General features: G+C 68.5%; 14 protein-coding genes. 2 read left to right on the forward strand and 12 right to left on the reverse strand.

Translation table 11 applies throughout. The features are described 5' to 3' along the window. Positions 1 to 15: 15 nt before the first annotated feature. The 3 genes from WBN46_RS06560 to WBN46_RS06570 all read right to left on the reverse strand — a co-directional run bounded on the left by WBN46_RS06560 (position 16) and on the right by WBN46_RS06570 (position 4,298). On the reverse strand, positions 16 to 2,085 hold the full coding sequence (locus tag WBN46_RS06560; protein WP_337730900.1) for a TonB-dependent receptor: 2,070 nt from the start codon (positions 2,083 to 2,085) through the stop codon (positions 16 to 18). 540 nt (positions 2,086 to 2,625) lie between these two features. Beyond that, on the reverse strand, positions 2,626 to 3,219 hold the full coding sequence (locus WBN46_RS06565) for a cytochrome b/b6 domain-containing protein (RefSeq protein ID WP_337730797.1): 594 nt from the start codon (positions 3,217 to 3,219) through the stop codon (positions 2,626 to 2,628). Next, positions 3,216 to 4,298 (reverse strand): catalase family peroxidase, encoded by a 1,083-nt coding sequence (locus tag WBN46_RS06570; RefSeq protein WP_337730798.1) that lies wholly within the window; start codon positions 4,296 to 4,298, stop codon positions 3,216 to 3,218. The genes WBN46_RS06565 and WBN46_RS06570 overlap by 4 nt, the downstream gene beginning before the upstream one ends. Before the next feature lie 153 nt (positions 4,299 to 4,451). Here WBN46_RS06570 and WBN46_RS06575 point away from each other — a divergent pair, with 153 nt between their 5' ends. Together WBN46_RS06575 and WBN46_RS06580 are read left to right on the forward strand one after the other, a co-directional pair. Next, positions 4,452 to 4,976: a sigma-70 family RNA polymerase sigma factor gene (locus WBN46_RS06575; RefSeq protein ID WP_337730799.1), complete on the forward strand. Its 525-nt coding sequence runs from the start codon at positions 4,452 to 4,454 to the stop codon at positions 4,974 to 4,976. After that, positions 4,973 to 5,731 (forward strand): anti-sigma factor, encoded by a 759-nt coding sequence (locus WBN46_RS06580; RefSeq protein WP_337730800.1) that lies wholly within the window; start codon positions 4,973 to 4,975, stop codon positions 5,729 to 5,731. Before WBN46_RS06575 ends, WBN46_RS06580 begins: the two co-directional genes overlap by 4 nt. Before the next feature lie 87 nt (positions 5,732 to 5,818). On the opposite strand, the gene WBN46_RS06585 is transcribed toward WBN46_RS06580, so the two are convergent. The 9 genes from WBN46_RS06585 to WBN46_RS06625 all read right to left on the reverse strand — a co-directional run bounded on the left by WBN46_RS06585 (position 5,819) and on the right by WBN46_RS06625 (position 26,765). Beyond that, positions 5,819 to 7,219 carry an ATP-binding protein gene (locus WBN46_RS06585; protein WP_337730801.1) on the reverse strand — a complete coding sequence of 467 codons (1,401 nt, stop codon included), beginning with the start codon at positions 7,217 to 7,219 and terminating at the stop codon, positions 5,819 to 5,821. 86 nt (positions 7,220 to 7,305) lie between these two features. Beyond that, the gene (locus tag WBN46_RS06590) at positions 7,306 to 8,325 is read right to left on the reverse strand and encodes an OmpA family protein (protein ID WP_337730802.1); all 1,020 of its coding nucleotides are present in this window, start codon (positions 8,323 to 8,325) and stop codon (positions 7,306 to 7,308) included. Between the two features lie 11 nt (positions 8,326 to 8,336). Then, entirely contained in the window at positions 8,337 to 11,747 is a 3,411-nt protein-coding gene (locus WBN46_RS06595) for a hypothetical protein (RefSeq protein ID WP_337730803.1), read from the reverse strand. Further along, on the reverse strand, positions 11,744 to 21,262 hold the full coding sequence (locus WBN46_RS06600) for an SdrD B-like domain-containing protein (protein WP_337730804.1): 9,519 nt from the start codon (positions 21,260 to 21,262) through the stop codon (positions 11,744 to 11,746). Before WBN46_RS06600 ends, WBN46_RS06595 begins: the two co-directional genes overlap by 4 nt. Before the next feature lie 242 nt (positions 21,263 to 21,504). Next, positions 21,505 to 22,212 (reverse strand): response regulator transcription factor, encoded by a 708-nt coding sequence (locus tag WBN46_RS06605; protein WP_337730805.1) that lies wholly within the window; start codon positions 22,210 to 22,212, stop codon positions 21,505 to 21,507. A gap of 155 nt (positions 22,213 to 22,367) precedes the next feature. Then, on the reverse strand, positions 22,368 to 23,903 hold the full coding sequence (locus tag WBN46_RS06610) for a PepSY-associated TM helix domain-containing protein (protein ID WP_337730806.1): 1,536 nt from the start codon (positions 23,901 to 23,903) through the stop codon (positions 22,368 to 22,370). After that, positions 23,900 to 24,175: a hypothetical protein gene (locus tag WBN46_RS06615; RefSeq protein WP_337730807.1), complete on the reverse strand. Its 276-nt coding sequence runs from the start codon at positions 24,173 to 24,175 to the stop codon at positions 23,900 to 23,902. The genes WBN46_RS06610 and WBN46_RS06615 overlap by 4 nt, the downstream gene beginning before the upstream one ends. Further along, positions 24,165 to 24,443 (reverse strand): hypothetical protein, encoded by a 279-nt coding sequence (locus tag WBN46_RS06620; RefSeq protein ID WP_337730808.1) that lies wholly within the window; start codon positions 24,441 to 24,443, stop codon positions 24,165 to 24,167. The genes WBN46_RS06615 and WBN46_RS06620 overlap by 11 nt, the downstream gene beginning before the upstream one ends. Positions 24,444 to 24,479: 36 nt before the next feature. Next, a complete protein-coding gene (locus WBN46_RS06625; protein WP_337730809.1) occupies positions 24,480 to 26,765 on the reverse strand; it encodes a TonB-dependent receptor in 2,286 nt (761 codons plus the stop codon). Positions 26,766 to 26,794 lie beyond the last annotated feature (29 nt).

A 26,794-nucleotide genomic window follows, 5' to 3' on the forward strand; every position in this document is an offset into this window, starting at 1 on the left:
GAGACCGATGCGCCGTCAGCGGTCCGCCCAATGCCAGCGCAGCCCCACGATGAACGTGCGCCCGGCCCCGGGCTCGTAGAAGCGGCCGTTGCCTTCGTTGACGATGACGGAACCGATATGGAAACGGTCCAGCGCGTTGTCGATGCGGGCGAAGCCCTGCAGGCGCCCGCTGCCCGCCGGCCAATCGCGCGCGAGTTCGAGGTTCAGCAGGCCATGGCCGGGGGCGCGTTCGCTGCCGGTATCGTTCACCGTGACGGCGCCGACGCCCAGCAGCTGGGCGGCCGCGCTCCACTGCTCGCCCTGCCAGCCCAGGCGCACCGATGCCTGCTGCCGGGCGACCCCGGGGATGCGCGTGCCGGCCGCGACCTGCACTCCCGGCGTGGTGCAACCGCTCGAGGTGCAGATGGGGAAGCCGTCGCGGAACGTCGCGTCCAGCCACGTGTAGGCCAGCTGCAGCTGCCAGGCGGCGTGCAGCTGCAGGCCCGCCTGCAGTTCCACGCCCTGGCGCCGTGCAGCGCCGGCGTTGCGGTAGCTGCTCCGGCCACCCACGTTGCGTGCGACCGCCAGCTCGTCGTCCGTATCGGCGCGGAACAGCGCAGCGTCGATGCGGGCGCCCTGCCCGCCACGCCACTTCATCCCCAGCTCCATGTTCCGGCTGATCGCCGGTCGCAGATCGAACGCCAGCCCGGCCCCGCCATCGGCGCGATAGCCGATCTCGTTGAACGTCGGCGTCTCGAAGCCGCGCCCGGTCGATGCGTACAACCGCAGCGCATCGATGGGCGCGTACACCAGCCCCGCCACCGGCATGGTGCGCTCGTACGTCACCTGGCCACTATCGTCGGGATTGGTAGCCGTGATGTAGGCATCCCGCGAGCGGAATGCGATGCGGCTGTGGCGCGCGCCGGCCAGCACGGACCAGCGGGATGCGAACTGCCACCAGGCTTGCGCGTACTGGTCGACATTCCACACCTGGTTGCGCTCGTCGCGACGCAACGCGCCCCGCACGCCCAGCGCCGGGCCGACGAAATTCTCGTAGCCGCGACGATGCTGGCGCTGCCGATCGGCATTCGCGCCTGCGCTGACCTCGAACGCACGCCCGGCAAGCTCGCCCGTCCATGACCAGCGCAGGTCGGCTCCGCCGTAGTCGTTGTCGAGATCGATCACGCCGCCGGCGTTGAGGGGATTGGCCTGCGCCGCGCCCGGCAACGCGAGATACTGCTCGACGTCGCGGCGTCCACCATAGGCCATCGCCCGCAACAGGTGTCCGCTGGCGAAAGGCCATTCGTACACGGTGCCCAGCTGGTCCTGCCGGACGGATTTGCGCGTGTCGAACTGGGTCGCCACCGACGTTGCCTGGCGCGGATCCTGCCACGCCTGCGCACGCGTGAGGCCGAGGGGGTCCTTGGCGTCGGGCGCGTCGAAATGATTGAGGACCAGGTCCAGCGTGGCACGGCCGGGCTTCAACCGGACTTTCGCATTCAGCGATTCGCGGCGCGCGGCGCTATGCGCGCGGTAGCCGTCCGTCTCCAGCATCGACGCCGCCACGCTGTAACCCGCCACATCGCCGGCACCGCGCACCCGTGCACCCAGCACGCGGTTGCCGTGGCTGCCCGCGCCTGCCTGCACTCGGGCCTCATGACCCTCCCCGGGAATGTCGCTCCACAGTTGGATCACGCCGCCTGAAGAGTTGCCATGCAAGGCGGAGAACGGACCACGCAGCACTTCCACGCGATCCGCGCCCTGCATGTTGAAGTGGGATACCTGGCCCTGCCCGTCGGGCATGGTCGCGGGCACGCCATCGGCGTACAGGCGCAGTCCGCGCACGCCGAAGGTGGAGCGCGCGCCGAAGCCGCGGATCGAAAGCTGCGTGTCCTGCGCCAGATTCTGCCGTTCGCGCGCACGCAATCCGGGGATGCCGTCCAGCGCTTCCGACAATGCGGAAAGAGGCCGCGCACCGCCATCGCCCAACACCACGGTATCGACGGAGGCCGGCACGTCGAAGGCATCCACCGATTCGAGGCGCGTGGCGGTGACCACGATGCGGTCAAGCGTCGCTGCAGCCACCCGCTGCTCATCCGCCGCCATCGCGGCGGCGCACGGGATCAGCAGCAGGGTGCCGGTTTTCCAACGGATTCGCGACATCGCTTGCATGCATGGACCGGAAGGCGGGGCGATGGCGCGGAGCACAGGCCAGCGAAAAGTCCGCTCCGCCCGCTCCAGGCGCGGAATACGCACGTTCAGCCCATCCTGTCGCTGCTGACCATCCACCAGGGATTGGTAGGCCTGCAACCGGATGAATCTGGCAGGCCGTCGCGTGTTCCGACATTCATCCGCGCATGAGACGTCAATGACCCGCTTGCGGACGCACTTTTTGCTTGAGAAGGATCACGCGGGACATCTTCGTACAGCCCGACGCCTTCCTGCAACAAGCGGTCTCATCCATCCGTTCAATCCGCACACAGGGGCAGACACCGGCTTGTACCTGCCATGCCGCGCATGGGTATCAACACGTGACGCCCGGTCGGCTGTTCCGGAGAGCATGCGAAGCATCAGGGCCATCGCCCGCGTGCTGGTCATGAATCCCGGGCCTGCGCTGCCCTCCGGATGGCGGCGCCACGCGGGAATTCAGTCTTCCGCGACATCGGATTCCCGCATGGCCGTCGCGTCCCGTGCCGGCACCGTCCGTGGCGCACCACTCCGCGCCATCGCTTCGAATACGCCATCACGACGTACCCAGGCGTGATACAGGGCGGCGCCCAGGTGCGCCATCACCAGTGCGAACAGCGCGTAACCGAGCACGCCATGCGCGCCGCGCAACCAGGCGTAGAGCGTCGGGTCGTGCGGGACGAGCGCAGGCAGTGCCAGGGTGCCGACCATCTGCACCGGATAACCGCCTGCCGACACCGTCGCCCAGCCCAGCAGCGGCATGGCCAGCATCAACGCGTAGAGCAGCCCGTGCGAGGCCTTCGCGGCGATCACCTGCGGACGTGGCAGGTCCGCAGGCAGCGGAGGCGGCGGACTGCGCCAACGGTGGTACAGCCGCACCAGCGCCAGCAGCAGGATGGCGATGCCGAGCGGCCGGTGCAGATCGATCAGCACGGGGCGCAGCGCCAACGAGGCGACCATGCCCACGCCGATGAACAGCATCGAGAGGATCAGGACGGCCATGCCCCAATGCAGCAGACGGGCAAGCGCATCGAAATGTCCGTGGCGATTCATCGCGCGGCCTCCCCGTCATCGCCCCGGGCGGTCTCGCGCTCTCGACGGTTGAACGACACCGCATAGGCCGCCGCGCGCGCCGCCAGGATCGGATCGCCGGAAAGCGCGATGCCTTCCGGCACCACCGTCGGGTCGTAGTTCACGTCGCGGCACGGGCCGGTGGCCTGCGGCTGGCTGCGCTCCAGCACCAGGACGCCGGCGACGTGCTGCGGGCGGTCTTCGGGCCAGGCCTGCGATGGATCGTCGACCGGATCGCCGGCTGCCGCCTCGGTGACGACCAGGTTCCAGCGCAGCGGACCCTGCTGCAGGCGCGCCTGGAGATCCTCATGCAGATAGTCCGCATCGGCGTGCTCGCGTTCTGCATCGCCCAGGGGTTCGAAGGGCGCCTGTGGCCGCATCGACCAGCGCACGAAGCGTTCGCGTCCGGCGGCATCGATGAAGCGGAACGCGTTGACCCCGTTGTAGGCCGTGTTCGCCCAGCTGCTCGACCAGGCGGCGGATTTCGCCCACGCCTGGAACCGCTTCGCCTCCGGATACTCGGCAAGGAACGCCGCCATCCTGGCCGGATCCGGCTTGCCCGTTGCCGGATCCGGACGCGATGCCACCAACTGCGCGTGGAATCCGGCCGGCGTGGCCACGGCGAAGAAGGGGAAGCTGTTCATCGCCATGCGCCACTCCTGTCCATCGTCGGTCTTCAGCAACAGCGCCAGGCTGCGTACCCGCGCCTGCGCGTCGGGCGCATGCGGATCGGCGCCCCCGATCGACAGCCGGCCCTGCACCGCCGTGCGTGGCTGATGGAACACCCGTGCACGCGACAGCCGCGCGGCTTGCGCTGAAGGTTCGAAATAGCCGGCCACGCAGACGCCTTTGCTGTGCGCGCGACGGAAGCCGGGATAGGGCTTGCCGCCCTCGATGGCATCCACCAGGCGCGGCGCTGTCAAGCGATCCCTGCCGATCCAGCCTCCCACCCAGGCGAACGCCGCGGCCAGGACCAGGAGGAGCGTGGCGATGGCGACCAGGGCTGGCCACGGCGCGGTGGAGGTTGTCGGCGGGAGCGGATCGGGGGGAGGGCTCGACATGGGGAGTTCCTGCAGCGTGGGATGACGGTAGGACGCCGCGTGGCGCGATTTATTCCCGCTGCCGCGGGTGTCGCGCCCCCTTGTCACGGGCCATGCGGAATAATCCTGCCTGCCCATGCGTCCCATCCCGGACCCCGCACCGCGTGCTTCCCCATGCCTGCTTCACCGCCACTGGATGATGACACCCTGCGCGTGCTGATCCCGCGCCTGCGCCGGTTCGCACGCTCGCTGGCGACCGACCCCGCAGCGGCCGACGACCTGGTGCAGGCCACGCTGGAACGCGCGTTGACCCGCGGCGACACCCGGCGCGACGAAGCCGCCTTGCAGCCCTGGCTGTTCTCGGTGCTGTACCGCCAGTTCGTCGACGACCATCGGCGCGCGGCGCGCTGGAAGCGCATCGCATCCCTGTTCGCCACCGAGGACGCGCATCGCCCGCCAATGCCGGATCAGGTCTTCGACGCTCGTACGTCGCTGTCCGCGTTCACGCGCCTGCCAGCGGACCAGCGCGCCCTGTTGATGCTGGTGAGCGTGGAGGGCCTGGGATATCGCGAAGCGGCCGAAGTCCTCGGCATTCCCATCGGCACGGTGATGTCGCGCCTGTCGCGGGCGCGGCAGGCATTGCGTGCGATGGACGACGAAAACGACCCTGCCGCTCCCGTGCTGAGGGCCCTGCGATGAACATCGATGCACTGCACCCCTCCCCCGACGACAGCGAGCTGCACGCCTACGTGGATGGCAGGCTCCCCCCTGCACGCCGGGCCCAGGTCGAAGCCTGGCTCACCGCCCACCCGGCGCATGCCGTCCAGGTGGAAGGCTGGAAGCAGGATGCCGAGCGGCTGCGCACCCTGCATGCACACCCGGAGCACTGGAGCTCGAACGCGGCGCTGGAACCGGCCCAGGTGCGCCGCCGGCTCGGCGCGCGCAGGCGTGCCCGCCTGGGCATCGCGGCGGCGATGCTGCTGGCCTTCGGCGTGGGTGGCGGCGCGGGCTGGCAGGCGCGCGACATGCGGCCGGGGCAGGCCGCGTTGCCGATGGCGGATGCCGTCGCCGCGTATCGCCAATACGTGGATGCCGATGCGCCGCCGATGGAGTTCGATGCCAGCCGCACCGACGATCTGCAGCGCTGGCTGCACCGCCATTTCGGCGAAGCGGGACGGGTGCCCGACCTGCGCGCGGCCGGCTACCGATTGATGGGCGGGCGATTGCTCTCCACCGAACAGGGCGCCGCCGCGATGCTTGTCTATCAGGATGGATCGGGCGCACGCGTGGGCTTCTACCTGCGTCCGCGCGGCCAGTTGCGTGGCCAAGGCCAGCGCCGCGATGGCGACCTGCTGGCGCGGTACTGGTCGGTGCGCGACACCAGCTTCGCACTGGTCAGCAATGCAGCCGACGCCGCGGCCTCCGGATTGCCCCGCCTGCTGGACAACGGGTGAAGACGTTCCGCGGCTTTCAGGGGCGACGTCCGGCCCGGATCCCACTGGCCGGGGCCAGCACTTGCCGGGATCGCCCCGGCAGGCGTTTCATCGTGCCGCTGCGGGGAGTACGACCCTGAACGTGGTCCCGACGCCCACCTGGCTCTGTGCCGTGATCGCACCGCCTGCCCGTGTCACCAGGTCGCGGATGACGGATAGGCCAAGACCGGTGCCCTCGCCCGCCGGCTTGGTGGTGAAGAAGGGGTCGAAGACACGCGCCAGCACCTCTTCCCCCATGCCGGCGCCGGTATCGGCGAACTCCAGCACGCTGCCACCGTCGTCACCTTGCGCGACGCCGATGGAGAAGACGCCACCATGGGGCATTGCATGATCCGCGTTGGCCGCGATGTTGAGGACCATGAGCTCGAACCGGTCCCTGTCCATCCGGATCGGCGATGGGGCATCGCCCAAGGCGAACCGCAGTTCCACCTCGGGCTTGAGCAACTGGCGCAGCATGGACTGGACGTCCGCCAGGGCGCTGGCGGCATCGAAGGTCTCTTCCGCGTAGTCGTCCTGGCGCGCGAACGTCATCAGCTTGTGGGTCAGCAGCGTCGCCCGGCGCGCCGCCGCCTCGATGCCTTCGAATGATGTCCTGCCGTCTTCGACCTGGCCCGCCCTGAGGCCCTTGCGCGCATGACCGCTGATCACGGCCATGATGTTGCCGAAATCGTGCGCCACACCTCCCGCCAGTCGACCCACCGCCTCGACCTTGCGCGCGTGGATGAGTTGCTCCTGTGCGAGCTCGCGTTCGTTGATCTCCTGCAGCAGGCGCTGGTTCGCCGCCGCCAGCTGGTTCCCGCGCTCCGTGGCTTCGCCCAGGCTCTGGCGCAACGCGGCCGAACTGCGATCGAGCACGATGGCGATCATCAGGAACATGGCGGCACTGAACGCGGCGTCGCCGTACAGCGCGGCGGCATCGCCCTGGCGGGACACATCCATCGAGATGCCCAGGAAGAACGCGGCCACGATGCAGGCGAACATCAGCCAGAGCGCCGCCCTGCCCACCACGAGCCCCGCGATCGCCATCCAGATGACCAGCACGGGCTGCTCGAAGCGTTGGGCACCGAACCCGGTGGCCAGGTAGGCAGGCACCACGGAGGCGGCGAACACCACCAGCAACAGCCGCGAAGCCCACGCGAAACGTCCATGCCGGATCAGCGCGAAGCTGATGGCGGCGGCGGCACACACCGACAGGCTCAGCGCCATGCTGGTCAATTCGCCCGGCCGCCACGGGATATCGACCGCAAAGGCGCGATACGCCCACGCCAGCGCAGGCAGCACCGCCAGCAGCGACGAGATCAGTTGCAGCATCGGCGCATTGCGCCTGTCGACCGGGTCGGCGATGGGTACATCGCGCCACCAGGCCATGGGCGCGCGCCACAGGCGGGCCAGACGCGATGCCGGAATACCCTGGCGCCCGCGGGCGACGAGGATGTCGCCCTCACTCATGAATCCGCTCTCCGGACGACCGGACGACGCGCAGGTTTCCCATCACTCCACTCCATCCATCCACGAAGACGGGTGAAGTATAGGCGTTACTGTGAGTCGACCCGGGCGGACTGGACGAGCAACCGCACTTCGACGCGACGATTGGGGATCAGGCATTCGCGCAGGGCCGCCTGGGGCTTCACACCCTCGCACTGCTGGACCTGCTCCACGTCACCCTTGAAGGTGTACGCGATCATGGCCGGATCAATGCCGCGCTCCATGAGCAAGGCCTGCACGGTCTGGGCACGCCGTTCGGAGAGCGCCTGGTTGTAGTCGAATCCGCGCCCCTGCAGACGGTCGGCGTGGCCCACCAGTTCCACGCCCGTCAGCGTCAGTCCTTCCTTGGGCAGGCGGGCCAGTTCGCGATCGAGGCTCCACAGCGAGTAGACCCGGATGTCGTCGCGACCGGAGCGATCGAACTCGAACAGCACGTTGACGGTCAGCGCGGTGCCGACGGGCACTGCGGCGGGTGCGTCGGGAGCGGCGCCGCATTGGCGCGCCATGGCTTCGGCGTCGCTGATCCAGTCCTCGGCGATCTGGATGTAGGGCTTGGCGTGGCGCCACTGCTGCTGGTTGAACTCGTTGCCCGCGTGCACCAGTTCCACTTCGCCACAGGCCACGGCCTGTTGCGCGCAGCTGAAGCCCGGCGTGCCGTGGATGGCACGCAGGCGTTGCCACAGATCCTCGCGCACGCGTGCGGCACCGTTCACCAGCGGGGTGTCGGTCGGCAGCGGTGACACGCCCTGTTCCATGCCGACGATGAGCTTCTCCGATTCGGTCAGCGCTTCCTGCGGGAAGTCGCTGCGGTCGTTGCGGCTGTATTCGTGGAAGGACACGTCCAGCCAGCACTGCGCCTTGGACAGGTGGTAGTCGCGCACCGGGCGGCCCGCATCGTTGAGCGCCTTGATGCGCCCCTGCGTGTGCTCGTAGCCGGACAGGTCGGCGTGGATGGCCTCGTCGGTGATCCGGTCGCGTTGCGGGGTGAGCACGGTCTGCTGCGCGCTGGCGCCGATGGCCAGGGTGGCGAGGACGGCGGCGGCGAGAAGGGTGGGCTTGGTGATGGTCATGTCGTGTTTCCTCAGCGCACCGGGTCGCGGTAGCGGACGTCGTCTCTACGGAAAAGGTCTTCGTCGAACTTGAAGCGCAGGCGGATGAACGCGCCCTGCTGCGTGTACTCGTAACCGGTCAGGTCCTCGTCGCCGCGGAAGCCCGTGGCGTTGTAGCCCGCCGACAGCCAGAGGTTCTGCCGCAGCAGCCGCCCCACTTCCACGCCGAACGCATACTGGTTGGCGCCGTCCTGGCCGCGGAACGCGGAACCCAGCACGCCGATGTCCCAGTTCTCGGTGATGTCGTAGACCACGCGGCCGGAGACCAGCACCGCGTTGAAGTCGTCATCGACGCGGCCGGTGTCGGCATAGAAGAAGCTGTCCTGCTGCCACTTCGCGGCCACGCGGCCGGTCAGCCACCACGGCCGCGACGGATGCCAGTCGGCATGCGCCGAGACGATGTGCGCGCTGGTGCGGATGTCCTGGCCCGTGTCCGAACCGAAGCCCGAGCTGTCCATGCCGCTCTCGTCCTTCTCCAGCTTGTACTCGTAGCGGGCCAGCGCGTTGACGCGGTTGGTGTCCGTGTCGCGGTACGCCGCACCGATCTGGAAACGGTCCTGCAACACGTCGCCGCGCGCGTCGTACTCGGTGCGCAGCAGGTAGTTGCGTGCCAGCAGCGTCCAGTCGCGGCTCAGCTTGCGGGCCGCCAGGAACTGCAGCAGCGTGGTGTTGTAGCCCTCGTTGGTCGGCGTGCCGGCCACGTCGTCGGAGATGCGATGCTCCACGCGCACGCTGCCGCGCCACATCGGATTGGCGGTGTAGTCCAGCGCGACGCCGATGCCGGTCGAATCGCCGACGTTGCCGGAGATCACGTTGGTATGTTCCAACGATGTATCCAGGCGCAGGCCCTCGCGCAGGTCCCAGCGGTTGCGGATGCCCGACGCGGCCTGGATGTCGCGGCCCGCGATGGCGTCACGCAGCCGGTACTCCGAGAACAGCTGGGTATCCTTGATGAAGCTGGTATCCACGCCCAGCGCGAGCGTGTCCGCTTCGCGGCCATCCTGGGTCAGGCCGTTGACGCCGCTGATGCCGGTCTGCTTTTCGTAGCGGCCATACACGCGACTGCGTTCGCGCAGCTGGTAGTCCATGCCGAGCGCCACGCGGTTGCGGTCCTCGCCATGGATGTCCTGCTCCACTTCGCCGCCCAGGCTGAAACGGTCGCTGGCGCGATAGCCCACGCCGATGCGCAGCATGTCCGAGGACAGTTCGGTGCCTACCGGCAGGCCGCTGGCCACGTCGTTCGGGTTGCCGCTGCTGATGATCGGCAGGCCGGTCAACGGATCGAGCGGTTGCTGGCCATAGCCCAGCGCACCACCGCCGGCGCCGGTGGCATAGCCGCCGGACAATCCGCCGATGTTGCCGTAGCCGCTGTTGGTGGCCCAGGTGTAGTAGGCGCCCACGGTCTCGCGGATGGCGCGGTAGCCGACATCCAGCGTCAGCTTGTCGGTCAGCTTCACCCGCGTGCCCGCGCTGGCGGCGTTGCGTTCGCCCCCATCGGGATTGCGGTCTTCGCTGCGCAGCCCTTCGGCATACAGCTCGAACCGGTCGTTGAGACGCCAGCGCGTGGTCAGGCTGTACTCGCCGCGGCCGCCGTACAGCGGCGAAGCGGGATTGTTGAACTCCGGATCGGACTGGCCGGCGAACAGCTTCAGGTCCACGTCCTCGCTGGCGTGTCCCAGCTCCACCCGCCACGCGTTGCCCTCCACAAGCCCGCTGAGGCCCTGCAGCGCGGGCGTTCCGTACTGGTTGACCGAGTTGGTGTTCACTTCGCTGCGCGTGCGCGCGGCTTCGGCCACCAGCCACGTGTTCGCGCCCAGGCGGTAGCCGATGTTCGCGCTGCCCATCTCGAAGGCGGCGAACGGATTGCGGTCGTCCACGTACGAGCCACCGATCTCGCCGTGCTCGCCCACGCGCAGCTGCGCATCCGCGCCCAGTACCAGGAACTTCTCGGTTCCCTGGTCCAGTTCGTAGGTGATGCGCAGCGAAACGGGGTTGAGATCGCTGTCGAACGACGGCAGGAAGCTGTTGAGCAGGATGCGCCCGGAGAACGGCTCGAAGCTGTAGTCCACCAGCCGCCCCAGCGGACGCACCGAGACGATGCGCGAAGGCTGGTTGCGATCGCGGACGACCACTTCCACGCGCTCGCTGCCTTCCAGCACCGCATTGTTGCGCAGGCCGTAAGGACCGCTGCCGGAGGCGGGCAGTTCCTCGATCACCTGGCGCAGCGAATCCTCGATGGCGAACACGTTGCCGCGCACGCGTGCATTTTCGAAGTGCCAGCCCAGGCCGGTGGCGGTGCGGTTGTAGGTGCCCAGCACGCGCGGCGCGGCGCGGGTGCCGGCATCCACGCCGGTCTGCGTCGCGAGGTTGTCGCCGGTCTGGAAATCGCCATACAGCAGGTAGCTGCGGCCCTTGTCCACGCGCACGTACAGGCGTTCGGCCGAACGCGCATCGAAGCCGCGCAGCGAGGCGTCGCCGTATACGGGGTAGAACTCTTCCGGCTGGATGTCGCGCAACAGGCGGGCACGCACCTCCTTGTCGGAATCGTAGGCCGCGGTGAGAAGGTATTCACCCTTGATGGTGCCCTTGGCGAAGAACGCCGCACGCGCCGCACCGTTGGCCTTGCCGCTGTTGAACTGCTTCTCCCAGCGACGGATCTCGCGCTCGAAGCCATCGCCGCGCTGGGTGCCGTTGATCAGCCCGTCGCCGTTGCGGCGGAAGTTGATCACGCCTTCGATCAGGCCGGTGGCGATCATGTCGCGCATTTCCGGCACGAAGCCGACCACGCCCTCGGCGCTGTGCGCGCCCGACGTCACCCGCAGCAGCACGTCCTGCGGATCATGCGGCGCGAGCAGTTCGAATTCGGCCCTGCCGTCGCGCACGGGAAGCTGCACGCCGGGCGTGGCCTTGTCGGCATCCAGCCGGCCGGGACCGAGTTCGTCGGTGCGTCCGTCCGGCAGCTTGATGCGCCCACCGGTGTGCTCGATGGTGGCGAACGCGTCGCCCGCCATCGGCTTGCCGTCGGCATCGAACAGCTGCACCACCACGCGCACCGGCGACTGGCCATCGGCCGGGACGCCGTCGCGGTCGACATCGACCACCACGCGGTCGACGCCCGCGTTGACGCGGTAGTCCACGTTGCCCGGCTGCGCGTACAGCGGTTGCGAGGCGGTGTCCTGCAGCTGCGGGGATTGCGGGAACAGGGGCGTGCCCTGCCCCAGCACGGGCGTGAAGCGCTGGTCGCCGGACACGGTCTGCGCCGTCGCCAGCGTGGGCACGATGGCCAGCGCGAGGGCGAGCGCCAGCGGATGGTGGGAATGACGCGTGACACGCATGGGCTTGGCTTCCGACGGGGCTGAGGGGCGGGAGGGGATGCGGCTCATGGCTGCACCTCCGTGCCTTCATCCCCGTCCGTGGCGGTCGGCCTCGGCGCGACGATCGGCTGCTGGTTGGCCGAATCGGTGGCCTGCTGCGGCGCGCGCGCCGGCTTGCTGTCGAAGCGCAACGGTTGCTGGTTGCGTTCGGTCTCCGGCGCGCGGATCTCGCCCTGCGTGCGGCGCGCCTTCACCTGTTCCATCACCGGGTTGGAGCAGCTGCCCTCGATGAAGTCCGCGCGGTGCAGCTCGCCGTTCTTCAGGTCGATGAAGAGGCTGTCCGCATCGCCCAGGTTGCGGTTGCTGCTGGTGGTCAGGCGCGAGCCGACCGGCAGCGTGGACGGATCGACCTTCAGCGTGTGGCTCTTCGGCGGCAGGCCGCAGTAGCTGTACTTGCCTTCCGAGTCGCTGACCATCCAGGTGCCGTCCTCGAAGTACATGCGTACGCCGGGGATGCCGATCTCTTCGCGGTCCTGCACGTGGTTGACGTTGCAGTCCACGAAGATCTTGCCCAGCACGCAGCCTTCGTCGGTGAACACGCCACCGCTGACGATCACGCGGTACTCGGCCGGATTGGACGGCACCACGCCGCCGTTCGGGTACGGCGCCAGCGTGGTCGGATCCACGCAACCGCCCTCGATGGAACAGCCATGGGCACGCGCCCGGTTGATGCCGTCGCCCTGCTGGCTGCCCACGCCGACGCGCACGCGGTAGCTGAGCGTCTTCTGCGCGCCCACCGCGAGCGGACCGACATCGAACACCAGCGTCGGGCCGGGCTTGCCCAGCGGATTGGCGATGCCCGCACCATCGACACGTGCGGTGCCGTCGATGAAGGTGAACCCGTGCGGCAGGCGGTCGACCACGTTGACCGTGCCCATCGACGCACCCGCCGTCTGGCGGATGGTGATGGTGTAGACCAGGCTGTCGCCCACTTCCACCGTCTTGCGGTCGCCGGTCTTGGTGATGACCAGGCCCGGTGCGACTTGCGGGTCGAGCGGGATGTGGTTGTGCACCGGCACTGCCACGCCCGAACCGAGCGTCAGCTCCAGGTAGTAGCGGGTTGCCGTACCCACCGGCGCCGTCGGCGCGGTGGCATTGGTCTGCACCGGATGCCCCACGCCCGGCGTGGACGGCGGCGACAGCGGCGCGGTTTCCGCCGGGATCATCCCGGACTCGAACGCGTAGCCGGCCGGCGGCGTCACTTCCAGCTGGAAGCGGCACGAGGCAGGCGCATCCGGACCGAGCAGGAACTGGTAGAAGCCTTCCGCACCGACCGTCATCGACACCGACGTGCCCTGCACGGTGTAGCCGCCCAGCGCGGCGTTCAGCACGTGCTGCTCGGGCGCGTAGCCCGCGCAGGTACCCACCGGCGTGAGCGTGACGCGTGAACCGGGGACCGGCGTGCGCGTGGTCGCGTCGTACACCACGCCACCGGGATTCAGCGGCAGGCTCTGCTGCGGCAGGTTGGCGCCCGGCGCCAGGACCACCGCCAGATGCGTGAAGCCGTTGTCGCTGCTGCGGCACGAACTGGCCGTGCCGTTGGCGACGGCACTGCCCGCATCGCACGGCACCGGCGGACCGGTGACGGTTTCGCCACTGACCGGCAGGCCCCAGACCACGCCCGTCGCCGGGTCGCGGAAACGGATGGCCAGCGGGATGCCCGGCACCTGGTCGGCGATCGAGTACGTACCGTCCGCGCCCGTGGTCGCCGTGCCGACGACCTGGCCGCTGCCGTTCACCACCTCCACCACCCAGCCGGACAGGCGACGGTCGCCGCCATCGATCAGGCCGAACTCGCTGCCCTGGTCGAACCACACCGTGCCCGACACCGACGCAGACAACTGCACGGCGGTGGGCAGGCGGCACGCGTTCTGCGTGATCGCCGGATCGCACACCGGCAGGTCGGCCGGATTGCCTTCGAAGTCGGCGCGCTCATCGGTGGTCGGCGTGCGGAACTCGTTCTCGCCGCCGCCTCCCACCAGCACGGCGTTGTTGACCGGCGAACCGGTCGCCGCCGACGCATCCACTCGGACCTGCGCGACGATGGCATCGGCCAGCGTGGCACCCGCCGCGATCACCGCACTGCTGCTGCAGCGGAAGCGGTTGTCGCCGGAAGCGCCGGTGCAGGTCCAGCCGTTGCCGGTCGGCGTGGCCGCCAGCGTGAGGCCGGCCGGCAGGCGGTCTTCCACCACGTACTCACCCGCGCTCGGCTGCTGGCCGATGTTGCGCACACGGATGGTGTAGCTGCCCGGGTTGTTGACGGTGAACGTGGTGGGCGTGGCGGTCTTGCTGACCACCAGGTCCGGCGAATCGCCGATCTCGCCGAAGTTGTTGTCGATGGAATCGCCGCCCGGCGGCAACACGATCCCGCTGATGGCCGACGGCGTGGTGCTCACCGGCGTGGCGACGCCCACCGGCGTGCCATCGAGGGTGCCCGGCGTGGTGATGCCGTTGAGGGTCTCCGCCGGCTGGGTGGGCTCGGTCACCGTGTAGGTGCCCGGGCGCAGGTCGTCGAAGCGGTAGCGGCCTTCGCTGTCGGTGGTGACGGTGACGTCGACCGTTTCGCCCAGCTCATTGGTGCCGGTCAGCACGACCTGCACGTTGGGGAAGCCGCCTTCGCCGGCATCGATCACGCCGTTGTTGTTGCCGTCGTTGTAGACGCGGCCGGCGATGCTGCCGGAAGGCACTTCACCGAAGTTGTTGCCGCTGGCCTCCTCGCCCACGCCCAGCACGACAGTGCTGATCACCGACGGTGTGCTGGTCGGCGGCGTGGCGGTGCCGCCCCCCGTGCCGGGCACGGTGGTGCCGTTGAGCGTGCCGGCCGGCTGGTCGGGCTCGGTGATGGTGTACGTGCCCGGCGGCAGTTCGGTGAAGGCATAGCTGCCATCCGGCTGCGTGGTCACCTCGCGGGTGATGGTGTTGCCGGCCAGATCGGTGCCGGTCAGGCGCACGACCACGTTGCCGATGCCCTGCTCGGACGGGTCGATGACGCCGTCGTTGTCGGTGTCTTCCCACACGCGGCCGCTGATCGCGCTGTTCAGCGGAATCTCGCCGAACAGGTTGTCGACCGATGCGCTGCCCGGCGTGGTCAGGTCGATGGTGCTGATCGCGCTGGGCACGGTGGCGATCGGTGTGGCGGTGCCGGTCGACGTGCCGCCGACGGTGCCCGCGACGGTCTGGCCGTTGCTGGTGCCGGTGGGCTGCTGCGGTTCGGTCACCGTGTAGGTGCCGGGACGCAGGCCATCGAAGGCGTAGTCGCCGTTCGCATCGGTGGTCGTGGTCACCGACACCGACGCGCCGGTGTCATCGGTACCGGTCAGGGTGAGGGTCACGCCTTCGATGCCGGTTTCGGCCGCGCCCGACTGCACGCCGTCGTTGTTGGCATCGAAGAACACGCGGCCGGACAGCGACACGCCCAGCGTTTCACCGAAGTTGTTCTGTACCGAATCGCCGCCCGCGGGCAGGACGATGCCTGCGATGGCGCTGGGCAGGGTCGTCACGGGCGTGGCGGTGCCGCTGCTGCTGCCACCGACAGTGCCGGCCACCGTGATGCCATTGAGCGTGGCGACGCCCCCCACGACGGGCTGCGCAGCCTGCTCGGTCACCGCATAGGTGCCGGCCAGCAGATCGCCGAAGCGGTACTCGCCATTGGCGTCGGTCACGGCGGCAGCGACGGCATTGCCCAGCGCATCCAGCGTGCCGGCAGGCAGGCTGACGCTGACACCGGCGATGCCGTTCTCACCCGCTTCGCGCACGCCGTTGTTGTTGGCATCCAGCCACACACTGCCGGACAGCGATGCCGCCAGTTCGCCGAAGTCGTTGCCGCTGGAACCGGCGGCCGGCAGGTTGGTCAGCGTGATGCGGTTGGAGGTGTTCTCCTGCCCATCGGCCAGGCCGGTGGGCTGCGTTTCGACGATGCGGTAGTTCTGCCCCGTGATCGCGCCGCCGTAGCTGTAGCCGCCGTTCGCATCGGTGGTCAGCGTGACCGGCGGCAGATCGTCGCCAGTGCCGAACACGCCATCCGGGCCGGCGCCTTCGATGACCACGGTGACGCCGGGGATGCCGGGTTCGCCACCATCCTGGTCGCCGTTGTCGTTGCGGTCCAGATAGACCGTGCCGCTGATGACGGCATTGGCGAGTTCGCCGAACAGGTAGCCGGTGGCCGCCTGGCCCGCAGTGATCGCGATGCCGTCGATCACGTTCGACGTGGTGGCACTGCCCGGCGTGGCGGCATTGCCCGGCGTGTGCCGGCCATCGATGTAGCCGGTGGGCTGCGTCTCGGTGATCGTGTACGTGGTGCCGGCCTGCGGCGGCAGCAGATCGCGGAATACGTACGCACCGGCCGCATCGGTCTGCGCGGTGACATTGACCGCATTGCCCAGCACATCGGTGCCGGTCAGCGTCACGGTGACGTTGGCGATCGGATTCTCGCCACCGTCGAAGATGCCGTTGTTGTTGTTGGCTGCAGTGGCCGAGAAATCCTCGAACACCAGGCCCGCCAGCGAACCCAGCGTTTCACCGAAGTCGTTGCCGGCGGAACCGGCCGGCGGCAGGTTGGCGATGTCGATGGCGTTGCTGGGATTTTCGGTGCCGTCGGCATAGCCCGCGGGCTGCGTTTCGCTGACGCGGTAGTCCTGCCCGACCACCAGGCCGGCGAACTGGTAGGCGCCATTGGCATCGGTCTGCACCGTCACCGGTGCCGGATCATCGCCATTGCCGAAAATGCCGTCGGCGCCCGCACCGGTCAGCGTGACGCTGACGCCCTGCAGCCCGCCGTTGGGACGCGAATTGACCGTGCCGGCGTCACCGCCGTCGAAGTTGCCGTTGCCATTGCGGTCCACGTAGACGCTGCCGGAAATACCGGCCACGGCGTCTTCGCCGAAGTTGAACACGGTGCCGTCGGTACCCGCACCCAGGTCGATGCCGCTGATGCGGTCGGTGGTGGCGGCATCACCCGCCACACCGGTGCCCGGCGTACAGCCCGTGGCGCACGGCGCGCCGCCGACCTGGCCGGGATTCACCGCCGTCGGACGGTTCTGGTAGCTGCCGGTGGGCAGCACTTCGCGCAGCGTGTAGACGATCAGCGGATCCAAATTGCTGAAACCGTAGGCACCGCTGCCATCCGTCGTCGTCGTCGCGACGACGGCACCAGTGCCGGCGTCGAGCAGTTCGACCGTGGCGCCGCTGATGGGCGCATCGCCCGCGTCGCGGATGTCGTTGAAGTTGCCGTCGATGTAGACGAAGCCCGACAGCGCCGGGCGGCGCACTTCAGGGAAGTCGTAGCGCACGCCGGCCTGGTCGGCGCCGACCGGGATGGCGGCGATGATCGAGTTGGGCGAACCGGCGCTGTAGGTGCCACCCAGCGAAGGCTCCGCGCCACCGCTGGTGGGCAGGGCCGCGGGACTGTTGACGAAGCCGGCAGGCTGCGTCTGCGTCAGTGTGTAGCCGGCGGCATCGGCCGGCGACAGATCGGTGAAGCTGTAACTGCCGTTGGCAGCGGTGATGGCACTGCGATTGACGGCGTTGCCGTACGCATCGATGCCGGTCAGGGTGATGGTCACGCCCGCGATGGCCGGCTCGGTGGCTGCACCCTGGTGGGTGCCGCCGTTGGCGCCGGTGCGGTCACGATCTTCGAACACCACGCCCGTCAGGCTGGAGCGCGTGACGCCGAGCGGCACGGTGGTCGTGTTGTTGCCCGGGACCGGATCGACCTGTTCGGTCGCGATGGTCGCGGTGTTGTTGCTGGTACCGCCCGCGGGATACGCATCCCAGCGCGCGGGCACGATGATGCGTGCGCGACCGGTGACCGTCATGTCGCCCAAGGTGCAGGTGACGGTGTTGCCCGCCTGACTGCAGGTGCCCGTCCCGACGGGTTGTTCGTCGCCGCCCGGATCGGGGCCATCCTTCCGCCAGGTGATCGGACCGGTGACGATGAGGTTCGCCGGCAATGTGTCGGTCACCACCGTGCCGGTGCCATTGAGCGGACTGGTACCCGTACGGTCGCGCGAGAGACTCGCGCCCGGACCGTTGTTGACCCCGCCGATCACGTAATAGAACGGCTGTCGCAGCGACACCGAGCCGATGGTGGGCGGCAGCGCCACGGCGGGATCCGGGTCGGGTGCCAGCGCGACCATGGTCTTGGTGACGGCCAGGTCGGCGCGCGAACGGATCGTCGTGTCCTGGTCCGCGGTGTTGTTGGCGAGGTTGGTGTCGGTCTCCGCCGAGCTGGCGGTGGCCGAGTTCAGCAGCGTATCGCCGGAGGCGCCGGGCGGCGTCTCGTAGGCATAGCGCAGGTAGAGCGTGCTGGTCTGGCCGGATGCCACCACACCCGGCAGGTTGGTGGAGAAGCCGATGCCCGGCATCACGCAATCCAGCACCAGCGGCGCACCCACCGCAGGGTTGCTGCCCGCGGTTACGCTGCAATCCGTGTCGACGAACGGCCCCGCTGTCGACGCGGACACGCCCAGGAAGCGCACGGTACGGCCCGCGAGCGGCGTCAACGTATCGCTGATGCGGACGTTCGTCGCCACCGACGGTCCGTTGTTGCGCACGGTCACGCGATACGTGATGGCGTTGTTGGCCGGTGTCACGGCGTCGTAGCCCAACGGATCCACGCCGCCGGTGAAGCCGGTATCCACCTTGTTGGTGATCAGGTCCACGCTGCCGCTGTTGAACGGCAGGCTGGCGCTGCGCTGGTCGTCGCCGGCGCTGCCGTCGGTATTGAAATCGAAGCTGCCATTGGCATCCGAACCACTGGCCGGATCGGGCGTACCGTCGTTATTGCGGTCGAAGAAGAAGTCCGCCACGTTGGTGAACACGCGTCCGGTGTTGCCGACGTTGACGTTCGGACGGATCACCACCGTCAGGCTTTCGGTCTGGCCATTGGCCAGCGACAGCGGCACGCAGGTCAGCGTGACCTGTGCGGTGCCCGCCGTCGGGTTGGCATACGACACACCACCTGCGGCAGGCGCCGTGGTGATGCCGGGACCGGGCGTGGCCGTGCACGTGGCGGTGCCGCCACCGGTGCGCGTGGCCGACATCAGCACGAAACCGGCATCGTCGGCGGGCAGCGTGAACACATCGCGGAACACCACGCCCGGCACCGTCGACGGCCCCTGGTTGCGGAACGACATCACGTAGGTCGTGTTGACGCCGGCCTGGCCGGTCGCGCCCGAGGTGATGCTCTTCGCCGTGGTCTGCACGTTGGCGACGCGATCGATCCGCAGCCAGTCCGACGCGTTGTTGTTGGCCGCGTTGATCTCGCCGACCGACCCCGCCACGGCGGCATCGATGCCGACCCCGGCGGTATTGCAGAACGCATTGGTCGTGGGCATGCCACCACAGGTTCCTGCCCCAAGGCCGGCACTGTCGAAGAGCGCGCGCTGCACCGTCAGTACGATGCTGGCACTGGCGCCATTCGCCAGGGCCGTGGTGCCGGAACGGCACACGACCGACGCGCCGGTCGTGCAGTTCCAGCCCGCGGGTGCGTTCGCGCTGACGGTGGTGCGGCCGGCCACGAAACCCGGGATTGCATCGTTCACGACGATGCCGGTGGTGCTGTCCGGGCCGTCGTTGGTGATGGTGAGCGTGTAGGTCACCGTGTCCTGCGCGGCGGTCAGCACGTTGTCCGCATCGCCCGGGCCATTGGTCTGCTTGGCGATGCGCAGGTCGGCGCGCTCGTCGGTGGTGCGGGTGCCCGCGCCACTGCAGTCGTTGCCGGTTTCCGGATCCTGGTCGATGCCGCCGGCCGTCAGCGGTTCGACCGAACCGTTGGAGCCGCCGGTGCACGCGGTATTGGTCAGCGCGCCCGCGGCACGCGCGCGGCTGATGATCTGCAGCTGCGGCGAGTCGCTGTTCACCGCCAGCGGAAGCGAACCGGCATTCAGGTCGCAGGTCACGCGCTGCCGCGCGGGCGGCACGGCGTACGGATTGTCGACCGCGCAGGTCCACGGACCGGACGCGGACACGAACTCCTCACCCGCTGCGAGTTCGTCGACCACCTGCACCTGCCCGCTGGCGGCGCGCGGCCCCAGGTTGCGTACGCGGATCAGCGAGGTCATGCGGCTGTCGGTGTCGGGGCCGATGCCATCCCACACCGCGACCAGCGCCGGCGACTTGCTCTTGGTCATCGACAGATCGGCACCGTCGGCCAGCACGGTGAAGGTGACGCTGCCATCGTTGTTGTTCACGCCCAGGACCGGACCGTTCGGATCCGGCGTGGTGGAGGTGATCGTCGCCGTGTTGGTGACGTCGCCGCTGCTGTTGGCGCCCGTGGAGGGCACGGTGGCGACGATGGTCAGTGTTTCCACCGCGCCGACCGGCATGCCCGCCGCGCGCGTGCATGTCCGCGTGCCGTTGGCACCATCGTTGCTGCAGTTCCAGCCACCCGGCTGGGTGCCGCCGGTGATCACGAAGCCCGCCGGCAACGCGTCGGTGAGGCTGACGTTCTGCGCCACGCTCGGGCCGAGGTTGCGCGCGGTCAGGGTGAAGGTGACGGACTGGCCCGCGATCGCGGGCGCGGGTGCCGCGGACTTGCTCAGTGCCAGGTCGGCACCCGGCGTGATGCTGGTGGTGACGTCGGCATCGTTGTTGCTCGGATCCGCATCCGGCGTGCCGATGGCTACCACCGTCGCCGCGTTGATGATGTTGCCGCTGCCGGCGTTCACGCGGGCACGGAAGGTGAAGCTGCTGCTCGAGCCCACCGCCAGCGTGCCGGCGTGGGTCGCGGTCATGGTGCCGCTGTTGAACGTCCAGCCAGCACCATTGAAGCTGCTGGCCACGTACGTCGTCGCTGCCGGCAGCGTGTCCACGACACGGAAGTTGGTGGATGCGCTCGGACCGTCGTTGAACACGGTCAGCGTGTAGGTGACTTCGGCACCGCCCACCACGGGATCCGGCGTGGCGCTCTTGAGCAGGCGCAGGTCGCCGGCGGTCGTCAGCGTGGTGGCTTCGTTGCGCTGGTTGTTGGCGGTGTTGGTGTCGCTGGCGAAGAATGCATCGCCCGGCGTGAGTGCCGTGATCGGCGTGCCGGCCGGCGGTACCGCGGAACCGAATCCGATGGCGCCACGCATCGTCACCGTGCCCGGCGCCTGGCCGCCCGTATCGACGCCGAGCTGGAAACTGACTGGCGCGCCCTGCGCCGTCTGCGTGCCCACCAGTTCGCCCACCGCGCACACCACGCGCGCGGGCACGCCGGCGTCGGCGCTGCAGAACGCCGGCAGCGTGCCGGCCACGGTGCCGGCAGGCAGGTCGAAGATCACCACGGCGTTGGGCACCGTATCGGCGGCACCGTTCTCGACCGTGACGTTGTAGACCACCTCGCCGCCAGCCGGCGTCGGATCGTAGCCCGTGTCGGAAAGGTCCGTGATCTGCAGGTCGGCAGCCAGTGCGGCAGGTGCCAGCAGCCATGTCGCCAGGGTCATCCAGCGCCACGCCCGGCTGCGATTCCGCAGCGACCACCCTGTCGAACCCGCGCGCGCGCGCGCGCATCCGCCGATCAACGTCGGCTCACCCTGCTTGTTCACTGACTTTCCCCTGTTCCGCTTGGCCGGATCGAACCCGGCAAGCCATCAGGACGGCCTTGCCCGCGTCGCGGCGTAAACCGTGGCGGCGGGCGACCCTCGGGATGGCGAGAAGACATCACCGCTCGCGCGGTGCGGTTCCGGTACCGATGTCGGCACCGGATGTGAGAAAAGTCTCTATTGCGCCGGGACGCGCATCAATGACGGTGACTCACCCAAACTCACCGTTTCTCACCGGAAGAGCATCAGGGTGCGAATACGTAGCCGATTCCACGCACGGCGCGCAGCGGCAGCGGCTGCGAAAAACGGCTGTTGACCTTGCCGCGGAGACGATGGACCAGAACGTCCAGCCGATGGGGATCGAAATCCCAGGGCTGATCGGTCAGCACGTCGATCAGGGCCGTCCTCGATACGGGAGTGCCAGGCTGCTCCAGAAGCCGTGCCAGGATCGTGCGTTCTGCCTCGCTGAGCGCCAGCGTCCTGGCATCGGGTCCGTGCAACGTCCAGCCCGCATCGGACAACGACCAGACCACCGCACGCGGGTCATCCGATGACGCGCCATTCAGGGCAGGCGCGAGCCGGCGATGGAGATTGGCGACGGCCACGGCCAGCACGTCGTAATCGACGGGCTTGGTCAGGAAGAGATCGGCACCTACCGCAAAGCTCTGCGCCATGAGCTTTTTGCCGCCGCGGCCGGTCAGCAGGATGATGCCCACCGAGGCAAGCTGCCGCAGGTGCGATGCCACCCCCAGCCCACTCTCGCCAGGCAGGCCGATGTCCAGGACCACGATGTCGAGCGCCTGGACACTCATGTGGCGATACAGGGCTTCCGCACTCGCCAGCCCGACAACGTCGTAGCCACGCTCGCTCAGCTCCTCAACGATCAGGCCTCGCAGTTCGTCTTCATCTTCGACAACGGCAACGCGTGGAGACGGCAAGTCGTGTTGGCTCATGGAAGGGGAAGTCGACGGCTCAAATGTAGCGTAACTCACATTTCACGGGCGATGTCGACCCCCACGAGGGGAAATCGCGCCGGGTAGCCTCCCCGCGCAACTGGGACCAGGCTGCCGCCTGTCCCGGGTCGCAGGTGCGGCAACCGCGCGCGCTCCTACTGCAACGACCACACGCTATGGGGATCGCCTTCGCGGCCCCGTCGCAGGGTCGCCGCCGCCATGCGCTGGAACGCCAGCGCCATGGCCAGCGCCGTTGCATCGGTCAGGGCGCGGTGCCAGTGGCCGTCCCACAGGGCTGCGAACAGGTGTTCACCCGACCCGATCCAACCGGCGACCGGGATGGCCGCGGTCAACAACGCGCACAACCAGAGCAGTTCGTGCGCTGCGCGTGCCGGCGGCCGCAGGAATGCCCATGCGATGGCCGCCAGGAAGACAACGGCATAGCTGCCCGCGATGGATACACCTGGCAGCAGCGCGGCGACGAGGAACACCGCCGATATGCCGGCGACGCACCCCAGGCACACGCCGATGGTCAGGCCGGCCACGAAGCGCGTTCGCCCGGGTTGTTCCACCTGCCGCCGCTTGCGCCGTGCCTCGATCCACAGCAGGTTGCCGCTGTAGAACAGGAACGCACCGGCGAGACCGAGCAGGAAGTACAGCCACTTCACCGCGAACCCGCCGAAATTGCCGTAATGCAGCGTCTGCAGGCCACGCAACATCGACATGCCCGGCGGAAAATCCTTCGGCCCGACGGCGGCGATGACCTCGCCGGTCACCGCGTTGACGGCCACGCCGCCGAATCCGTTGAGTCGACGTTGCGGCGCTTCGCCGTACGCCGTCACCTGGGCATTGGCATCGCCTGCGTCATGGTAGAAGAGACTTTCGGCGGTCATGCCGGGCAGTGCGGTCTCGACCCGCCGCACCAGGTCCGCGACAGGCAGGAAGGGTCTGGCGACCCCGGCCGGCTTGACATGCGGGGCGATCTCGAAATCCTGCTCCAGCACCGTCATCAATCTGTTGTCGAACACCAGGAACTGGAACGGCGCCAGCATCAGGAAGCCGATGGTCAGCACCGCCCCGCTCCAGGCGAAAATCACGTGGAAAGGCAGCGAGAGCACGCCGACCACGTTGTGCGCGTCCTGCCACAGCCGCTTGATGTTGCGGCCCACGCGCAGCGCGAATAGATCCTTCAGGAACACCGGCGCATAGATCACCACGCCGCTGACCAGGGCCAGCCCGTACAGGATGGACACCACGCCGAAGAGATACGTCCCCCAGGTGCGAGGCAGGCCGGCGGTGAAGTGCAGGTCGTAGATAAACTGGACGAACCCGCTGCGCCCGGGCATCTGTTCGAGCTCGCCATCGTCCCTGAACACGAACTTGTGCTGCGTGTCCGTCGCCGTTTCGTACCAGTACGCCGATGGTCGTGGGCCGTGATCGCCGGGGAGCACGAGCGTCAGCCCCTCCGCTGCCTTCGGTTGCTCGCGCAGCACGCGTTCGACCAGCGCCTGCGACACGTCCATGGCCTCGGCATGCGACAGCGTCGCCTGCGGCGCGCGTTCCCACCCCTGCAGCTCGTGCACGAAGACGGTGATGGCACCGGCGTAGAACGCGATGAACAGCAGCATGCCCGAGGCGAGCCCGACCCAGGTATGCACCGAGAGGAAGATCCTCAGCGTCGTCGCCTTCATGCCGGCAACTCCGCCGCCCAGCCCACGGACTTCGCCACATGGATCAGCGCGAAGCACAGCAACGTCGCGCCTCCCATCCACATCCAGGCGCGCCAACCGGTCCTGGCCAGGAACGCCAGCGACATCACCCCTACCCAGAGCGGGAATGCCATCAACAGCCACGGCAGGGTGATGCGCTGCAGTTCCCCCGGCCATACCAGCACCAGCAGACCGATGACGCCCACGGTCAGGGGCAACCCCAGCAATGCTGCGGCGAACGACTTACCCCACATGGGCCACCCCCTTGCGCGTGCGGCGCCAGGCATCCAGGTAAGGCAGCGCCACGACGCCGGACATCCAGGCGGTCAGCGCGGAGAACACGCCGGCCCAGACCCCCAGCGCCACGATGCCCATGGCAACCGCCAACACGGCGGACAGCCAGGCCGTTGCGCGCGCCAGCGTGCGGTGCGCTGCCATGCGCGCCCACAGCTGCTGGTGCGGGCTCGCCAGATAGAAGGCGCTCGCGGAGAACAGCGAGAGCAACAGGTAGAGCAGGGTCATCGCGAATGCCTCGTCGTCATGTCCGGATACCGCGCGCTACCAGCGCGCCTCGAATCCGATCCCCAGCACACGCGGTGCGCCGAGGATGCCGTGGGTCAGGTCCAGGCTCTGTTCGGTGTACCGGTACTGGATGTACTCCTCCCCGAACAGGTTCTCGGCGAACAGCCAGGCGCTCCAGTCCAGCGCTTCGTAGCCGAAACGGCCGTTGACCAGCGTGCGTGATCCAAGCTGGTCCTGCACGGTACCGGTGGTGCCATAGATAGCGCTGCGGTGATTGGCATTGAGGTTGGCCACCCAGTTGTCCGCGAAGCGCCAGTTGGCGCCGACGGCCAGCGTCCAGTGCGGTGCATACGCGAACTCGCTGCCGGAGTAGTCGTAGATGTTGCCGCCCAGGACCGGTTCGAAGTCATCGAACTGCGTGCGCGAATGACCGAGCGAGGCGTACCAGTCGAAACCGTCGGAGGGACGGTGCGTGGCTTCCAGCTCGAAGCCGTACAGGTGCGCGCGCCCGGCGTTGACGGTGTGGTAGTCGAAACTGCCCTGGCCGAAGTTGACGCTGACCTGCTTGTCCTTCCAGTCGATGTAGTACGCATTGGCATTGACCGTCAGCCGGTCATCGAACCATTGCGAACGCAGCGAGACTTCGTAGTTGTCGGTGTATTCCGGGTCGTAGGCGACCACCATGCTGCGTGCCAGATTGAAGCTGGAACCGCCCGACCGGTAACCCCGCTGCGCCACGAAAGCCAGCGAAACATCCTCGCTGATGTCATGGCGCAGGCCCAGCTTGGGCAGGAACGTGTCGAACGTGCGCGTGGAGTACGGTGAGGTGCCGTTGGCCGCGCCGACGAAGCCCAGCACGGCCTGGTTGATGCCCGCGATTACCGGCGCAAGCGGCGAACCGAACATCGCCGGATCGGGCAGCGTGCCGGTGAAGACAGCCGAGGTCCGGCTGCCGAAGCCATAGCGCTGGCGGTCGTAGCGGAAGCCGCCCAGCAACGTGAAGCGCGGGGCCAGGTCGAACTCGACATCGGTGAACAACGCCTTGTTCTCCGAACGCGAGGGGGACGCGCTCCGGTAGTCCACCGGGATCACGGGCAGTGCGGCGACATACTGCTGCGCGATGGCGCCGGCCGTTGCCGGGTCCAGCCCGATCGACTGCAGAAGGCCGGCGATGGTTTCGCCGGGCGTGTCGACGTTGGTCAGGCTGGCCGTGGCGTTGCGAGTGTCGCGCTCGGAGTAGTAGAGCCCTGCCAGGGCGCGCAGGCGCGCGCCTTCGTAGCGCACCCGCAACTCCTGCGACAGGGCCTGGGAATCGAGTTCAGCGCCACCGGCCGCACCGGGCGTGGCGGTGTAGTCGTTGTCGTAGCGCCGACGGCTGTCGGCATCGCTCCAGGCGGTGACGGAATTGAGCGACCACCGGCCACCGAGACCGTAGTCGACTTCCAGCGTGGCGCTGTTGGTGCGGGTGTCGTCGATGTTGGGTGCGTCGGAAAGGTTCACCCGGTTGTCGAAGTAGTCCGGCACATCCAGGCTGCTGTAGGTGAACGAATACGGCCCCGTGCGATCGAAATGGTTGAGACTCAGGCGCGCCGTCAGGCCCGGGATTCCCGCGGGCGTCCACAACACCTTGGCACGCACCAGCACCGACTCCAGCGCATCCTCGCCGACACCGCGGGTCGGATTGTCGACGAAGCCGTCGAAATCGCGCCGCTCCACGGCCAGGCGCACACCGAGCTCATCCTCGATGAGGGGTCCGCCGACCGCGAAAGCGAGCCGCTGGTCGGAGGGGTCCGACAACAGCAGGCGGGCCCGCCCACCCCATGCGTCGAGGTCCGGGTCCTGCGTGCGAAGCACGACCGCACCGGCCAGCGCATTCTCGCCCTGGATGGTCGATTGCGGGCCGCGGAAGATCTCGACCTGGGACAGGTCCCACAGCGTGCTCGGACCGGTGGCCGTCATGAAGTGCGACATCGCCGCCCCATCCAGGTAGATGGTGGACAGCGGCGATCCTTCGCCGTCGTTGTTGTTGATGCCGCGCAGGGTGAAGCCCGAATCGCCATAGGTCTTGCTGACATTGGCGGTGCGGTCGAACACCTGGTACAGGCTCACCAGGTTTTCCTGCTCCATGCGCACGTCCGTGGTGACCGCCACGCTGGTGGTGGTGTCCTGCAGGTCGCGATCGGACTTTTCACCCTTGACCACGATGGTGTCGAGCGTGGCAGGGCCGGTACCGCCGCTGTCGGGAGCGGACGTCTGGGCGTGGGCGAATGAAGCAGGCAACAGGGCCGCGCACAAGGCGGCGGCCAGGCGTGTGACGCGCATGCGAATCTCCGGCAAGCAGGTGGGAGGAT

The sequence above is a fragment of the Pseudoxanthomonas sp. CCNWLW251 genome (assembly GCF_037402255.1).
Lineage (GTDB): Bacteria > Pseudomonadota > Gammaproteobacteria > Xanthomonadales > Xanthomonadaceae > Pseudoxanthomonas_A.

What these genes read in the sequence shown, in the direction of transcription:
- WBN46_RS06610 (WP_337730806.1), bottom strand. Translation starts at nt 23,903, where the DNA reads ATGAAGGCGACGACGCTGAGGATCTTCCTCTCGGTGCATACCTGGGTC.
- WBN46_RS06565 (WP_337730797.1), bottom strand. Translation starts at nt 3,219, where the DNA reads ATGAATCGCCACGGACATTTCGATGCGCTTGCCCGTCTGCTGCATTGG.
- WBN46_RS06560 (WP_337730900.1), bottom strand. Translation starts at nt 2,085, where the DNA reads ATGGCGGCGGATGAGCAGCGGGTGGCTGCAGCGACGCTTGACCGCATC.
- WBN46_RS06620 (WP_337730808.1), bottom strand. Translation starts at nt 24,443, where the DNA reads ATGACCCTGCTCTACCTGTTGCTCTCGCTGTTCTCCGCGAGCGCCTTC.
- WBN46_RS06570 (WP_337730798.1), bottom strand. Translation starts at nt 4,298, where the DNA reads ATGTCGAGCCCTCCCCCCGATCCGCTCCCGCCGACAACCTCCACCGCG.
- WBN46_RS06615 (WP_337730807.1), bottom strand. Translation starts at nt 24,175, where the DNA reads ATGTGGGGTAAGTCGTTCGCCGCAGCATTGCTGGGGTTGCCCCTGACC.
- WBN46_RS06580 (WP_337730800.1), top strand. Translation starts at nt 4,973, where the DNA reads ATGAACATCGATGCACTGCACCCCTCCCCCGACGACAGCGAGCTGCAC.
- WBN46_RS06605 (WP_337730805.1), bottom strand. Translation starts at nt 22,212, where the DNA reads ATGAGCCAACACGACTTGCCGTCTCCACGCGTTGCCGTTGTCGAAGAT.
- WBN46_RS06625 (WP_337730809.1), bottom strand. Translation starts at nt 26,765, where the DNA reads ATGCGCGTCACACGCCTGGCCGCCGCCTTGTGCGCGGCCCTGTTGCCT.
- WBN46_RS06595 (WP_337730803.1), bottom strand. Translation starts at nt 11,747, where the DNA reads ATGAGCCGCATCCCCTCCCGCCCCTCAGCCCCGTCGGAAGCCAAGCCC.
- WBN46_RS06585 (WP_337730801.1), bottom strand. Translation starts at nt 7,219, where the DNA reads ATGAGTGAGGGCGACATCCTCGTCGCCCGCGGGCGCCAGGGTATTCCG.
- WBN46_RS06575 (WP_337730799.1), top strand. Translation starts at nt 4,452, where the DNA reads ATGCCTGCTTCACCGCCACTGGATGATGACACCCTGCGCGTGCTGATC.
- WBN46_RS06590 (WP_337730802.1), bottom strand. Translation starts at nt 8,325, where the DNA reads ATGACCATCACCAAGCCCACCCTTCTCGCCGCCGCCGTCCTCGCCACC.